This window comes from Rhodopirellula sp. SH410 (assembly GCF_055811895.1).
In genome coordinates this window covers 2,987,292-3,002,980 of the sequence record NZ_CM147949.1, presented here as the reverse complement: position 1 = coordinate 3,002,980, position 15,689 = coordinate 2,987,292, and the positions used below count along the sequence as shown (strand labels likewise).

Annotated in this window: 11 protein-coding genes; 7 read left to right on the top strand and 4 right to left on the bottom strand. The window is 58.4% G+C overall.

The genetic code is table 11. The features are described from left to right. The first annotated feature begins 23 nt into the window (after nt 1-23). From SH410x_RS10980 to SH410x_RS10955, 6 genes are all read left to right on the top strand, one after another. Nucleotides 24-1,025 (top strand): ABC transporter substrate-binding protein, encoded by a 1,002-nt coding sequence (locus SH410x_RS10980; protein ID WP_473676545.1) that lies wholly within the window; start codon nt 24-26, stop codon nt 1,023-1,025. 214 nt (nt 1,026-1,239) lie between these two features. Further along, nucleotides 1,240-2,595: a DEAD/DEAH box helicase gene (locus tag SH410x_RS10975; protein WP_473676544.1), complete on the top strand. Its 1,356-nt coding sequence runs from the start codon at nt 1,240-1,242 to the stop codon at nt 2,593-2,595. 165 nt (nt 2,596-2,760) lie between these two features. Then, entirely contained in the window at nt 2,761-4,506 is a 1,746-nt protein-coding gene (locus tag SH410x_RS10970) for a redoxin domain-containing protein (RefSeq protein WP_473676543.1), read from the top strand. Between the two features lie 2 nt (nt 4,507-4,508). Then, nucleotides 4,509-5,849, top strand: a complete 1,341-nt coding sequence (locus SH410x_RS10965; RefSeq protein WP_473676542.1) for an outer membrane protein assembly factor BamB family protein — start codon at nt 4,509-4,511, stop codon at nt 5,847-5,849. Between the two features lie 157 nt (nt 5,850-6,006). After that, the gene (locus SH410x_RS10960; protein WP_473676541.1) at nt 6,007-7,182 is read left to right on the top strand and encodes a sialate O-acetylesterase; all 1,176 of its coding nucleotides are present in this window, start codon (nt 6,007-6,009) and stop codon (nt 7,180-7,182) included. A gap of 108 nt (nt 7,183-7,290) precedes the next feature. Beyond that, nucleotides 7,291-7,812 carry a hypothetical protein gene (locus tag SH410x_RS10955; protein ID WP_473676540.1) on the top strand — a complete coding sequence of 174 codons (522 nt, stop codon included), beginning with the start codon at nt 7,291-7,293 and terminating at the stop codon, nt 7,810-7,812. A 340-nt stretch (nt 7,813-8,152) separates the two neighbouring features. On the opposite strand, the gene ahcY is transcribed toward SH410x_RS10955, so the two are convergent. Next, on the bottom strand, nt 8,153-9,493 hold the full coding sequence (gene ahcY, locus SH410x_RS10950; protein WP_473677294.1) for an adenosylhomocysteinase: 1,341 nt from the start codon (nt 9,491-9,493) through the stop codon (nt 8,153-8,155). Between the two features lie 298 nt (nt 9,494-9,791). Between ahcY and SH410x_RS10945 the strand changes: the two genes are divergently transcribed. Next, nucleotides 9,792-12,287 carry a PSD1 and planctomycete cytochrome C domain-containing protein gene (locus SH410x_RS10945; RefSeq protein ID WP_473676539.1) on the top strand — a complete coding sequence of 832 codons (2,496 nt, stop codon included), beginning with the start codon at nt 9,792-9,794 and terminating at the stop codon, nt 12,285-12,287. Between the two features lie 89 nt (nt 12,288-12,376). Here the strand turns inward: SH410x_RS10945 and SH410x_RS10940 are convergent, their stop codons facing one another. From SH410x_RS10940 to SH410x_RS10930, 3 genes are all read right to left on the bottom strand, one after another. Further along, nucleotides 12,377-13,261: a hydroxypyruvate isomerase family protein gene (locus SH410x_RS10940; RefSeq protein ID WP_473676538.1), complete on the bottom strand. Its 885-nt coding sequence runs from the start codon at nt 13,259-13,261 to the stop codon at nt 12,377-12,379. A gap of 120 nt (nt 13,262-13,381) precedes the next feature. Further along, the gene (locus tag SH410x_RS10935; protein WP_473677293.1) at nt 13,382-14,074 is read right to left on the bottom strand and encodes a polyprenol monophosphomannose synthase; all 693 of its coding nucleotides are present in this window, start codon (nt 14,072-14,074) and stop codon (nt 13,382-13,384) included. A gap of 175 nt (nt 14,075-14,249) precedes the next feature. Next, the gene (locus SH410x_RS10930) at nt 14,250-15,641 is read right to left on the bottom strand and encodes a 2-oxo acid dehydrogenase subunit E2 (RefSeq protein WP_473676537.1); all 1,392 of its coding nucleotides are present in this window, start codon (nt 15,639-15,641) and stop codon (nt 14,250-14,252) included. Between the last annotated feature and the right edge of the window lie 48 nt (nt 15,642-15,689).

Sequence of the window (15,689 nt, the reverse complement as noted above, 5' to 3'; positions counted from 1 at the left end):
ATTGGACCTGGAACATCGAACCCATGCACTTGCTTGCCTCTCGCGGAATCGTTGCAGTTGTTTTGCTGACCTTGTTGTGCGGGTGCCGACCACCGCGTGGTGCGGACGACCCCACCGCGGCAACACAGGACCGCGAGCTACACCTGGCCGTCATCCCGAAGGGCGAGAACCATATCTTTTGGCAATCCGTGCGCAGCGGTGCGCAGCAGGCGGGTAAAGATCTCGGTGTCCGAGTCACGTTCAAGGGACCATCCCAAGAGAGTGACCGCAGTGAGCAAATCAGCCTCTTTGAAAACTTCCTGAACTCCGGTGTCGATGGAATCTGCTTGGCCCCCTTGGATGCCGATGCGCTCGTGCGTTCGGTCGAGGAGGCCGGCCGTGCGGGCGTCCCTGTGTTGATCTTTGACAGCGGACTGAACACCGACCAAAAAGCATACGTTTCCTATGTCGCGACAGACAACTTTCGCGGTGGCCAGATGGCTGCCGATGCGATGGCCAAAAGCCTGGGCGACGAGGGCGGCAAAGTCATCTGCTTGCGATACCACCAAGGCAGTGAGAGCACCCATCAACGCGAAGAAGGATTCCTAGACGGCATCGCAAAGTACCCGCAAATCGAAGTGATCAGTAGCGATCAATACGGCGGCACGACGACCGAGTCCGCCGTCGACAAGGCGCAGTCGCTGCTGAACCGTTTTGGCAATGACGTTGACGGCGTGTTCACGACCTGCGAACCCAATGCCGAGGGCATGCTACGCGCGATCCGCGACCGCGACCTGTCGGATAAAATCAAGCTGGTTGCATTTGACAGCAGCGATTCGCTGCGGGAGGCAATGGCAGCGGGTCACGTTTCCGCGATCGTTCTGCAGGACCCTGTCCGCATGGGCTACCTGGCCATCGAAACGCTCACCGCCGCCATCCGCGGTGAACCGGTGGAAACCTTCGTCGACACGGGGATCTTTGTCGCCACGCCGGACAACCAAAATGACGAAACGATCGCCCGCCTGCTCAACCCACCGCGAAACTGAACGGCCAGACCGAAACGGAACGGCCAGGCGGAAACGGAAACACCAGGCCGAAGCGGGAGCACCCGACCGATGGGCTACGCATCTCGCCTGGGATCCCGCTTGGCGATCTCGACCCAGCGTCCAATCGTTACAGGGCGATCTCCTCCCTAACTAAACACGACCATTTCGGCATCTGGGAGTGTTGCAAAACCCGTTGAGCGGATAAACTTTCGGTATGAGCTATACTAAAAGTCCCAGAAATGCCCGTAGCGGCCGCCGTGGGCCACCACCCCGATTCGAAGATAACGAAGATTCCGTCGCCCTGTTGGAGTCGGTCGGTCCCGTTGTGCTGCCGCCCGAAATGGAATCCTTTGACGAACTCGACTTGTCGCCGATCATGCGTCAGTCCCTCGCCAAGACAGGATTCACGAAGCCGTCGCCGATCCAGGCTGCCTTGATCCCATACGGCCTCGAAGGCTGTGACGTGATCGGCCAAGCCCGCACGGGAACCGGGAAAACGGCGGCATTCGCCATCCCCATTCTCGAACAACTCGACGCGCTCGAGGACTGCCGCGATCCGCAAGCGATCATTGTCGTTCCGACGCGCGAACTCGCCGACCAAGTCGCCGCTGAAACGGCGCGGCTAGCCTATGGAGTCCCGACTGAAATCGCGGTTCTCTCCGGCGGCAAGAACATGAATCGCCAACTGCGGCAACTTGAAAATGGTGTCCAGATCGTCGTCGGCACGCCCGGCCGGATCCACGACCACCTGCAGCGTGGCACCCTCCGGCTCGACAAAGCCTGGTGTGTCGTGCTCGATGAAGCCGACCGGATGCTCGATATTGGCTTCCGACCGCAGATCGAACGGATCATGCGCAAGTGCCCTCGCAGCCGCCAAACCCTGCTGCTCTCGGCGACCCTGCCACCGGTCGTGCGGCGACTCGCCGAAAGCTACATGACCGACCCCACCGTGATCGACTGCTGCCAAAACGAAATGGCCGTCGACACGATCGAGCAACGCTACTTTACCGTCGCCAACGAACGTAAAGTCGAACTGCTCGAGCAATTGCTCGAGCGCGAAGACCCTGAGCAAGCAATCGTATTTTGCCGCACCAAACGTGGCACCGACCGTCTGCATCGGCAGCTATCGCGAATCTACCACGGCGCATGCGGCTGCATCCACGGCGACCTTCAACAACGTGAACGCGACCGTGTCCTGCAGAGTTTGCGTGACCGCAAACTCAAGCTGCTGATCGCGACGGATGTTGTCGGGCGAGGGATCGACATCACGACGATTTCACACATCGTCAACTTCGATGTCCCGCAAGACTGCGACGACTACGTACACCGTGTGGGCCGGACCGGGCGAATGGGCCGTGACGGCATCGCGTTTACATTCGTCGTGCCCGGCGAAGGTGATATCCTGACCAGTATCGAACGACGGATCAATAAAGAGCTGATCCGCGATTCCCTCGAAGGATTCGAGCCACCCCTGACGGCCGCGGAACAACAACCCGAAGTCGAAGAACCCGTCGCCGAGGTTCGCCGCAGTCTCAACCCCATGACGCGGAAAAAGAAACGACGCCGGTAAGAAACCGGCAGTCGTTGCCAACCGTCAGCCACCGCGATCGAGCCGGTACAATCTGACACAATATCACAGTGGTATCAGCAGTGACTTTCGAGTCCAATGATACCCGAGCGGATCGGCTGGACAGTCTGATCCGATGTGATTGTGAACCCCTTGGGAGTTTTTTGGATGTGGAAAACTGGATTCGTTGCCGCCGCATTAACCATTTTGAGCTGCCCAGCCTGCTGGTCCGCTGACGCGACGGGCCCCACAACGGGGCATCTGGGCCAGCACATCGAATCGTTTACCTTGGACAACTGCTACGGCAAAGCCGTGTCCTTGGACGACTTTTCGTCCGCCAATGCGATCGCGATCGTGTATCTGGGCACGGAATGCCCGCTGGCCAAACTCTACGGCCCGCGACTGTCCGAGATCCAACGACGGTACGCCGATCGCGGCGTGCAGGTCATCGGGATCAATTCGAACAAGCAAGACAGTTTGACGGAAATGGCTGCGTATGTGCACCGCCACCAAATTGACTTTCCGATGCTCAAGGATCCCGGCAACCGTGTCGCCGACGCGATGGGAGCGGAGCGAACCCCGGAAGTATTTTTGCTCGATCAAGATCGCGTTGTGCAATATCACGGCCGCATCGATGACCAGTACGGCGTGGGCTATTCGAAGGAACGTGAGGCCAAGCCCGAATTGACCGTGGCAATTGACGCGTTGCTGAACGGGCAAACGATCCAGGTACCCGAAACCGAAGCGGTGGGTTGCTACATCGGTCGAGCCAATGCAGTCGAGCCGAGTGGCGATATCACATTCACCAAAGATATTTCGCCGATTTTTAACGATCGATGCGTAAAGTGCCATCGCGATGGTGAGATCGCGCCCTTCACCCTAACCAGCTACGACGATGTGCTGGGCTGGGAGGATACGATTCTGGAAGTGATCGCAGATAACCGCATGCCGCCCTGGTACGCTGACCCCCAGCACGGAAAATTTGCCAATGATGCGCGTCTGAATCAAACCGAGCGAGACCTGATCTCGACCTGGGTCGACAACGGCATGCCCGAAGGAGACGCCAACGACCTGCCGGCCACACCCGAGTTTGCCGAAGGCTGGCAGATGGCTCAACCGGACGAAGTCTTCCCCATGCGAAAACAACCGTTCTCCGTGCCTGCCGAAGGCATCGTGGACTACCAACATTTCGTCGTCGATCCCGGCTGGGAGGAAGATAAATACATCGTCTCGGCGGAAGCGAGACCGGACAAACGCGGCGTTGTCCATCATATTTTGGTCTATGTGATTCCGCCCGGTGAGAGGAAGCGTGATTTTCGGCAAGTGGTCGCGGGCTACGCACCAGGCATGCCGCCGCTGGAATTGACCGACGGGGTGGCCCTGGAAGTCAAAGCGGGCAGCAAGTTGCTCTTCGAGATGCACTACACCCCCAATGGCAGCCCCGCGGAGGACCTGAGTTACCTCGGGGTAAAATTCACCGATCAAGCCAACGTTCGCAAACGTCTGCGCGGGCGGCTAGCCATCAATCACAAATTCGAGATTCCCGCGGGCGACTCGCAACACGAAGTGAAGGCGACCTACATCGTTCCGCAAGATGAAAACCTGATCAGCATGACGCCGCACATGCACTTGCGTGGTAAATCATTTCGCTACGACGCGACGTTTCCTGACGGTCGCGAACAGACTCTGCTGGACGTGCCGAACTATGACTTCAATTGGCAGCTGAAATACATTCTCGATAAACCGCTGACGCTGCCCAAGGGAACCCGCATCGAGTGCACGGCAGTTTTCGACAACAGCGAGAGCAACTTAACCAACCCCGATCCATCCAAACCGGTACGATGGGGCGAACAGAGTTTCGAGGAAATGATGATCGGTTTCATGGACACAGTCCCCGTCAAAGACGAGTTTTAAGAATGAATCGCTTTCCGCTGCTGGCCGTCCTCCTGCTGACGAGCATGTCGCCGGTCTTCGGAGATGACTTCACACGCTTTCGTGGTGCCGATGCGACGGGCGTTGCCGCTGATCACCCAGCACTCCCGACCCGGTGGAGCCAAGATGAGAACGTTGCCTGGGTCGCTGACGTGCCCGGCCAAGGCTGGGGCAGCCCCATCGTCGTCGGCAATCGGGTATTCGTGTCGTCTGTCGTCGCGGACGAGGAAAACCTCAAACCACAAAGCGGTCTGTATCTGGGACTGGGCGTCCGCGACCCGGGCAAAGGCATCCATCACTGGCTAGTCTTTTGCTTTGACCTGAACACTGGTCAGCAATTGTGGAAACAGGAGGCTCATACGGGCCAGCCGATCGTGCCGCGACACCCCAAAAGCTCGTACGCGGCCGAAACATCGACCACCGATGGCGAACGAATATTCGTATTATTCGGTGACCTGGGACTGTTTTGTTACAGCCTCGATGGTGAACTGCTGTGGTCGCAGATGATCGAACCGAAGAAAACGAACATGGACTACGGTGCCGCTTCGTCACCGGTGGTTCACGAGGAACAAGTCATCGTCGTCTACGATAATGAAGACGAGTCATGGGTCGCGTCGTTTGACACGAAGACCGGTCGCCAGATCTGGAAAACCAATCGCGACGAAACGAGATCGTGGGCGACCCCGTTCATCTGGGAGAATGAAAAACGGACAGAAATCGTTGTGCCCGGTGAAAATGCCAACCGCAGTTATTCGCTCGATGGCAAGGAACTATGGAACTTCAACGGTGACATGTCCATGCTGGTCATCCCGTCACCCTTTGCCGCCCATGGAATGTGCTATATCTCATCGGGATACGTGGGCGACGCTCATCGACCGACGTTTGCCATTGCGCCTGGTGCCGAGGGAGAAATCGCCCGCGATGGCAAGTACGAGGACAGCAACTTCATCACCTGGTACCAACCGCAAGCGTCGGCTTACAACACGACCCAGATCGTCTACGGCGACTACCTTTACACGGTCTACGACCAAGGCTTCATCACGTGTCAGAATGCATTGACCGGTGCTGAGGTTTATGGCAAGCAACGGTTCTCACCCAAGGGATCGTTCACCGCGTCGCCATGGGCGTACGACGGCAAGCTATTTTGCTTGAGCGAAGACGGGCTCACCTACGTCATCAAGGCGGGACCGGAGTTCGAAATCCTGGCAACCAATCCGCTCGATGAACTCTGCATCGCAACCCCGAGCATCGTGGGCGGCAAACTGCTGATCCGGACGCTGACCAAGATCTACTGCATTACGAATGCAGACGCGGTTTCGCGCTGAGTCATTGAATCGACATCTCGCTAGCAACAGCGGTTAGAATAGGCCGCATGATGCCGACTGCATCTCGTTTGCGAACGGATCAACCTATCTCTCTGCCGGAGTTCCCCCGATGCATTCCCGCTGCCCGTTGGCCGCCCTTCTGTTTTGCATATCGTCCTTGTCTTGGTGGGCCTGCCCCGCTGCGGCCGACGATCCAAAACCGATCAAGGTGTTTATCATGGCGGGTCAGTCCAACATGGAGGGGCACGCAAAAGTCTCCACGTTTGAGTACATCGCCGATGACCCGCAAACGGCCCCGCTCTATCGGAAGATGATCGGTCCGGACGGCACACCGAAGGTTGCCGACAACGTATGGATCTCTTACCTCACCGGCCGGGGAGACGAAAACGGCGAGGGGTTTGGCAAACTCACCGCAGGCTACGGGTCACGCCCCAACCCGGCGGCCGACGGCGGCAAGATTGGCCCTGAGTTCACCTTTGGACTCGCCATGGATGAGGCGATCGAAGAACCAATCCTCATTATCAAGACGGCCTGGGGCGGCAAGTCGCTGTTTTACGATTTTCGTTCGCCAAGCTCCGGTACCTACGAGCGGACCGAACGAGACATTGAAAACAATCGAAACAGCGTCGAGCGTAGTGGCCACTATTACCGCTTGATGATCGAGCACGTCAAACACGTGCTCAGCGACATCCAGCGTGTCTACCCTGACTACGATGAACATCGTGGCTACGAAATCGCAGGCCTGGTCTGGTTCCAAGGTTTTAATGACATGGTCAACCGCGACGTCTACCCGGAATTGCCTCCTGAGAGCGACGCAAATCGATTCGAGAAGTACAGCGAGTGGCTGGCGAACTTGATTCGAGACGTTCGGCATGACCTCGACGCGCCGCACATGCCAGTCGTGATTGGGGTGATGGGCGTCGATGGCATGAAGAGCGAACATATCAACCCCGGCAACCGGCAATTTCGAGCGGCCATGGCGGCACCGGCATCGTATCCAGAGTTCCAAGGTAATGTGATTGCGGTGCAAACGGGCGAGTTCTGGGATGAACCGCTCGCTGCGATCCAGGCCAAGGTGCAACAAGTCGCACAGAAACGCTACCAGCTCAACAAACATGAGGTGAGCGAAGGCAAGCTGACCCAAAAAGAAATGGAGGCCGCAGTGGCCGCCTTTGAAAGTGAGCTGATCTCCCCGGAAGAGGCCGCCATGCGGGCGCGAGGTGCCTCCAACGCGGGCTACCACTATCTCGGCTGCGCGAAGACATTTGCCCTCATGGGCGACGCCTTCGCTGACCAAATGCAGGCGATGATGCCACCACCGCCATCGGAATAATCGATGTTATCTCTATTTTGCGGATAATCGCGAAACCTTAGATTTCGCTTGGGGTTAAGAAGCCGACTGTATTGTCAACACTCCCCACTTTTCCCATGGTAAACCCTGATGAGAAACCTGTTCGCCCTCGCATTGATTGCCTCGCTCACCCTGACCGCAGTTGCCGATGACGCGGCACCGAAGAAGAACAAGGGCGACCGTGCAGGCCGCAACCAAGCGGTTGCGAAATTGACGAAGGGCCTCCAAGATGCCGGATTGTCCGAAGAACAAAAGACGAAAATCAAAGCTGCGACCACGGCCTTTACGGCCAAAGTGAAACAGCTGCGTGAGGAAGGCCTGACTCCCGAATTGATGAAAAAACGGGGCGTGGCGATGAAGGCGGCTCGTGAATCAGGACTCAAAGGCAAGGAACTCCGCGCCAAGATCAACGAATCCCTGACCGCTGACGAACAGGCTACATTTGAAAAAATGAACAAAGCAACCACCGAATTGCAAAAGGCAGTCGCCAGCACGCTGACCAAGGAGCAACTCGAAGCCTTGCCCGAAGCAGTTCGCAAACCACTGCAGGCTGGCGCCAAACAAGGCAAAGGCCGCAAGGGCAACGGCAAAGGTAAGAAAGACGCTGTCTAGGTTGCCCAACGTCGCGGCGTGAACACAGCATTTTGTCTGGGGCTGACACCCCAGGCAAATGCCGGTGGCCGGAATGCTCCATGGCCGATTGCCTCGTGGCCGGAGCGAAGGCGGAGCGAGCGCCGAGCGTTCGGCCACGTGGCTGCCCACGGATTGCGTGTGAATTCACACAAGAATGCTTGGCTGCATTCGTTCGAGGAGCGACAGCGACGCGAATTATCTCGTTCCCTGCCGCCCGCTCGTTCATTTGCCGTAGACCGCAAGTCTCATCCGGGGACTGGGCTGATTTCAGCCGACAGTCCCTTTAACAAGCCTCAAACCGTCTACTTGCCCGGGACTGTTAGTACCGGTAGTGGTCCGGTTTGTATGGACCTTCGACTGGCACGCCGAGATAATCGGCTTGTTCCTGGGTCAGCGTCGTCAGCTTCACGCCAAGTTTGCCCAGGTGCAGCCGAGCGACTTCTTCGTCGAGTCGTTTGGGCAACATGTAAACCTTGTTCTCGTACTGCTGTTCCTGCTTCCACAGTTCGAGCTGAGCGAGGACTTGGTTGGTGAATGAAGTGCTCATCACGAAACTCGGGTGGCCGGTGGCACAGCCCAAGTTCACCAAACGTCCCTTGGCAAGAATGATGATACTGCGATCGCTATCCTTGAATGTGTAGCGATCGACGGCGCCGATGTCGGCGGGTTTGATCTCACTCTTAGTCGCCTTGCCGGCATCGACTTGGGCTTCCAACCAAGCGACATCGATCTCGGTATCGAAGTGACCGATATTGCAGAGGATCGCGTCATTGGCCATTTCAACCATGTGCTGGCCAAGGATGATGTCCTTGTTGCCGGTTGTGGTGACGAACAAGCGGCCTTCTTTGCAGGCTTCTTCCATCGTGGTGACTTCGAAACCTTCCATCGCGGCTTGCAACGCGTTGATGGGGTCGATTTCAGTCACGAGCACGCGGCAGCCATAACGCTGCAGGCTTTGGGCACAGCCCTTACCGACGTCGCCGTAGCCACAAACAACGGCGACCTTACCGGCCAACATCACGTCGGTGGCTCGCTTGACACCATCGGCGAGCGATTCACGGCAACCGTACAGGTTGTCGAACTTGCTCTTGGTGGCCGAATCGTTGACGTTGATCGCCGGGACGCGAAGTTGACCGCTGCGATTGAGCACTTCGAGGCGGTGAATGCCCGCCGTCGTCTCTTCGCTGATGCCACGAATGTCGCCCAGCAATTCGGGGAACTTGTCATGCACCATGGCGGTCAAATCGCCGCCGTCGTCCAGGATCATGTTGAGCGGTTGGCCCGAGGGGAACTGCAACGTTTGCTCGATGCACCAATCGAATTCGGCGTCGCTCATGCCCTTCCAAGCATAAACAGGGATGCCGGCCTTGGCGATCGCGGCGGCAGCGTGATCCTGGGTGCTGTAAATATTGCAGCTACTCCAGGTCACTTCGGCACCGAGCTCGATCAGAGTCTCGATCAAGACGGCCGTTTGGATGGTCATGTGAAGACAACCGGCGATGCGAGCACCGGCCAGCGGCTTGGAGGCGCCGTACTTGGCACGCAATGCCATCAGGCCAGGCATTTCGTTTTGGGCCAGATCGATTTCCTTGCGGCCGTATTCGGCCAGCGAAATGTCTCGAACTTTGTAGGGCAGTCGTTCCGTAGCGACTTGCGACATACTTCTTTCTCTCGTTTCAGGGTCTCGTAACAAACAGGTAACGCGAAACGCACCGCACACAATCAATGCATCCGAAACGCTCGCCAGACCGATCACAGGGACTCCCGCTGGCCCGCTTGACAAGCCAAGCATTGTAGCGAAACCTGAAAAATTGCCACCCCAATTGCGCCGGTCCATTTTGGCTATTTTTACCGGTTACCAAGACCGCTATTTTCGATCAAAATAGGAGTCCCCTCGCCGAGCCCGTGATCGTGCCGACCCAACCCCCGCCTCCCCCCTGCTCCGAGCGCTACGCGTGATGCCCGATTTGATTCTTCGATCCCTTTTCGCTTGCTGCACCGTCCTACTGAGCATTGCCAGCATGGCGGCGGTCGCGCCGACTCATGCCGCTGAACTCGTTTACGCCAGCGACATTCAACCGCTGCTCGCCCGCCGCTGCTTCTCCTGCCACGGCCCCGACCAGTCCGAAGGCGGCTTGGCGTTTCATGATGCGGAGCTGGCTCTGGTCGAATCCGAATCGGGCGAGTACGCGATTGTGCCCGGCGATCCTGATTCCAGTGCGATGCTGGCCCGGGTCACCAGCGACGACGAATACGAACGGATGCCGCCCGAAGGTGATCCACTGACGCCGAGCGAAGTCGGTTTATTGCGACAGTGGATCGAAGAGGGGGCGGTGTTCAGTAAGCATTGGGCGTTTGAAGCGCTCACCGATCCCGTCGTCCCGGACGTCCAAGTCGAAGGCGAGGAAGTGCACCCCATCGATGCGTTCGTGCTCAAACGGCTAGACGAAGCGGGGCTGCACCAAGCCCCACCGGCCGACAAACGTGTGCTGATTCGCCGCGCCACCTATGACTTGACCGGCCTGCCGCCAACCCCTGACGAGGTCGAAGCGTTCGCGAATGATCCCGACCCGCAAGCGTACGAAAAGCTCATCGACCGGCTGCTCGCTACGCCGCAGTACGGCGAAAAGTGGGGCCGGTATTGGCTCGACCTTGTCCGCTATGCCGAGACCAACTCGTACGAACGTGATGCCGCCAAACCCAACGCCTGGAAGTTTCGCGACTATGTCATCCGCTCGTTCAACGAAGACAAACCGTACGACCAATTTGTCCAAGAACAACTTGCCGGAGACCTGTTCGAACATCCCACGACCGAATCCAAAACCGCCACGGGCTACTACCGCCTGGGCGTCTGGGACGACGAGCCCGCCGATCCCTTGCAGGCCCGCTACGACGAACTCGACGACCTCGTCACCACGACCGGCCAAGCCTTTTTAGGGCTGACGATCAATTGTGCCCGCTGCCACGATCATAAGATCGACCCCATCCCGACCACGGACTACTACGGCATGCTGGCGATCTTCGCTGACGTGGCTCCGTACGCGTCCCGTGCTGATCATGTCACGAACAACCAAATCGATATCACGTCACCCGAACTGTTGGTCAAGTATCAACAATGCGACGAAGATTTCTCGCGGATTGAAGCCGAACGCACCGAAATCGAGCAAGCGGGCATCGTCAAAATGTCGGCCCCAGACCAACGTGCCACCGAAGGTGACCGCAAGGAACGCAACAAGGTGCTCCGAGAAAAACTGGACCAGCATCTCACGGCCGATCAGCGCAGCCGTTATGCGGAACTCGGCAAAGAACTCGCCGCGGCGAGAAAACGCCGTCGCGAGCTGCCCGCGCGTGAACAAGTCCTCGGGCTCGCTACGAAACAGAAGATGGCCGAGACATTTGTCATGTTCCGCGGCAACCCGCATTCGCCCACAACCCCCGTCACTCCCCGCGTGCCAGAGATTTTCGAAGACGACGTTTTCCAAAGCCAAGGTTTGTCGGGCATGGGGTCCGAGATCGCCGAGGACAAGCGTCGTTTGGCGTTCGCACGCTGGGTCACGACCGCCGAGAACCGCCTCACCACCCGCGTGATCGTGAACCGCATTTGGCAGCATCACTTCGGCCGCGGCATCGTGCGTTCAACGAACAACTTCGGACAACTCGGCACCCCGCCGACCCACCCCCAACTCCTCGACTACCTCGCGCACGTGTTTGTGGATAAGGGATGGAAGTTCAAAGACATGCACCGGTTCATGATGACCAGCCAAACCTATCAAGCCGCTGCGGCACTCACGCCTGAGCAAGCCGAAGCGGTCGGCAACACATCGGTCATCGACCCGAACAATGATCTGTTTTGGCGGTTCGATCCACGTCGCCTTACCGCCGAAGAAGTGCGCGACACGATCCTCACCGTCGCTGGAACGATCAACCTAGAAAGCTATGGCCCAAGCTTTTACGAAGAACTCTCACCGGAGGTCCTGGCCGGGCAGTCGCAACCGGGGAAAGGCTGGGGAGACTCCAGTGAATCGGATCGAAACCGGCGCAGCGTGTACATCCACGTCAAGCGTTCGTTGCTAACGCCAATGCTCGCCGCCTTCGATTTCCCAGAGCCTGACACCACATGCGAAGCACGCTTCGTCACGCTGCAGCCCGGTCAAGCGATGTCGCTGCTCAACAGTGAATTCATTCACGAGAAGGCCCACCAGCTACTCGCCTCGGTCCGTGAAGAACTCCACGCCGCGGGCACCACCGACGAAGCGATCGCCGCCGACCGCGGCCTCCTCGTCAGCGCCCTGCTCCACCGCACCCTCGGCCGGGAAGCGACCGAGCAAGAGATCGCCGAAGGCAAGGAGTTAATGAACTCCTTCATCAACGACAGCGACCTCAAACCCGAACGAGCCGAAGCTCTCTACGCCCTCAGTATCCTGAACTGGAACGAATTTGTCTTCGTCTTCTAATCAGGTTGGGGGAATTCATTTCGCAGCCCCCATGATCCGTTTGTGGGATCAGCGGCCGCTGTGACTCGGTTCACCCGCTGTGACTCGGTTCACACAGTGCACTGCGCGACGGCGTCACGAAGGCCGGCGACCGGGTCGCCCGCGGGGATGAATTCGTGCGCGAAATATCCCTGGTATCCGATGTCGGCAATGGCGCGGGCGATGGGTGGATAGAATAACTCCTGCGTGTCGTCGAGTTCGTGGCGGCCCGGGTTGCCCGCCGTGTGATAGTGACCGTAGTAGGGGTGATTCTTCTCAATCGTACGGATGATGTCGCCCTCCATGATCTGCATGTGATAAATATCATAGAGCAACTTGAAGTTGTCACTGCCGACTTGCTTGACGAGCTCGACGCCCCAGTCACTGTTGTCGCACATATAGTCGGCATGGTCGACTTTGCTGTTGAGCAGCTCCATCTGCAGCGTCACGTTCGCGGCTTCGGCGACTGGAACGATCTTGCGTAGGGCAGCGACGCAGTTCTTCATTCCGGTCTTGCGATCGATCCCGCGAGCATTGCCGCTAAAGCAGATCACATTCTTCCAACCCTCCGCCGAGGTCGCTTCGATCGCCGCGTTCATCTTCTCCAGTGCTTCGTCATGGAATTGGGTGTCGCATAATCCATTAGTGAGCGAATGCGATCCGACCATGGTGCAGACCAAACCGCGTTTTTTCAGCACGGGGAAGTCCGCGGGACCGAGCAGGTCAATCCCAACGAGGCCCATCGACTGAGCATGCGACGCCAGTTCATCGAGGGACATGCCGCTGTAGCACCACTTGCAGACGGACTGGTTGAGTCGACCTGATTTCGCGTTGACCGCGGGACTGGCCGATGCGGTTTCGTCACCGTGCAGGGAGCCCGCGGCGAGTGTCGCAGCACCCGCTGCGGTGGCAAGCGAACCTGAGAGAACGCTGCGACGGGAAAGGGGCGTGTTCATGTTGAGGAGAGGGGGAGATCGGGAGAAGAAGATATCGGGAGAGACAATACCTCAGTTTAGCCTATTTCATGTGGGCCAGCGTGAGTGGCCGATCGATACCCTGCACCCTCAACCGCTGTCCTACTTCATTCGGAACACGGTCCAGCCCGAGCGGATCGCTTCGGATAGGCTCAGCTTGCTCTCGCCCTCGACGCGTTCGGTGAACGTGATGGGGACTTCCGTAAACTGGGCGCCGGCATGATGAAGTCTCAGCAGGACTTCTTGGATGAACGCGTAACCTTCGTAGGATTGGTCGCTGAGGTCGAGCTGCGCCAGACTCTTGACGCGGTAGCAACGAAACGAGCCGCTCGCGTCGCGGACGGGCAATCCGAGCCGGCGACGAGTGACCGCGTTGATGAGATGGCTCATCCATTTTCGCCGCAGCGGCCATCCGACAATTTCTCCGCCCGCAACATATCGTGATCCGACAGCCACGTCGGCACCGGCCATCACCGCGTCAACGAGCCGAGGGAGATCGGCGGGGCGATGCGATAGATCACCATCGAGATTGCAGAACAAGTCATAGCTTCCGTCGATCGCCGCAGTCATCGCGGTCCGAATGGCACCGCCGAGGCCACGTTGATCGCGGACCCGGCACTCGATCGACGTTCCACCGGTGCTCTGCCGAGCAAAATCCCGCACAGCCGCAGCGGTGCCGTCGGGCGAGTTGTCATCGACGACGAGGACATCCGCCTCGGGCAGCGCACGGGTGATTTGCTGCAGCAATTCTCGAATGTTTCCCGCCTCGTTATACGTGCACACGCCAACGAGGATTTTCGGATGATGGGTCGCCGAGGTTAACGGGGGATCCCCCACAACATCCAGCGGCTTGCTCGGGTTAGTCAATGAAATTGCTCATTCGAGTTGCCGCTAATTCTGCCGATGCTGGACAGACGTCTCGGCCTGTCCATGGGGAATCGACAGGCTAGAAGCCTGTTCCCTGGGTTGATTAGAGAGCCAATAACAAACGGCTCGGAGCCTGCAAATATCCAATCACGTCGTTGAGGAAGCGAGCAGCCGTGCCGCCATCGACGAGCCGGTGATCGTACGACAGGCTCAATGGCATCATCAGCCGTGGCTGGATCGAGTCATCGGGCATCACGACAGGAAGTTTCCGGCTACGTCCGACCAGCAAAATCGCAACTTCAGGAATGTTGACGATCGGTGTGCTGTACTGGCCGCCGATCGCGCCGAGATTACTGATCGTGAACGAACCACCCTTCAGGTCGCTGACGGCGAACTGGCCGCCGCGGACCTTGCCCGCTGTTTCAGCGAGACCACGCGCGATATCTGGAATGCCCAAGCGATCGACGTCCTTCAGAACCGGGACGACGAGACCACGATCGGTGTCCACAGCGATCCCGATATTAACGTAATCCTTGTAAACGACTTGCTCGTTCTCACTATCGATTACCGCGTTGATCGTGGGGTGATGCCGCAGTGCCGTCGCGACCGCTTTGATCAGAAACGGCATCGTGGTGAGCTTCAAACCCTGGGCGGCGTAGTCTTCTTTACTGGACTTTCGCAGTCGCTCCAGATCGGTGATGTCGGCGTCGTCAAAGTTGGTAACGCGTGGGACGCTGGACCATGACGCGTGCATTTGAGCCGCAATTGTCTTGCGGATTTTACTCATTCGCTCAACACGGATGGGGCCAAAATCGTCTTGATCGGCATTGCCGGGCAGATCCTTTGAAACCGGGGACGCGGGGCGTGCCGGGGGCGCAGTCGCTCCACCGCCAGTGGCCGGTGCGGCGTTCGCTTGACTGACCGAACGCACGGCAGCGAGCACGTCATCGCGGGAAATTCGTCCGCCGGGGCCCGTGCCACGAACGCTGGCGAGGTCAACGCTTGTTTCGCGTGCCAGTTTCCGGATCGCGGGACCCGCGGGAATCGAACTTGGGTCGGTTGATGCGGGGGCGGGCGCCGGGGTCGGTGCGGCTGCCGCTGGAGCGACCGGTGCGGCAGGTTGAGCCGGCGGCGCGGGCGCGGGAGCCTGAACCGCTTCGGGCTCGGGTTTCGGCTCGGCCTTAGGTGCCGGCTTGGATGCTGGCTCTGGCTTGGATTCCGCTTTCGGCGCTGCCGGTGGTGGCGATTTCTCGCTGGCCCCCGCTGCCGCTTCCACTTCCAGCAGCACGCCACCGATGGGTACCGTGTCACCTTCGCTGACGGAAATCTTCGTTACCTTGCCAGCAACGTCAGCCGGCACTGGTACGGTGGCTTTGTCCGTTTCCATCTCGACGACGTCTTGGCCAGCCTCGATCACGTCGCCGACCGAAACGAAGATTTCAAGGACGTCACCGGATTCGATTCCGTCGCCCAGTTCAGGAAGTTTAATTTGCATGGGAGAAAGGGTTCAGGGAGAAAAAGGGTTCAGAGTTCAGGAAGAAAG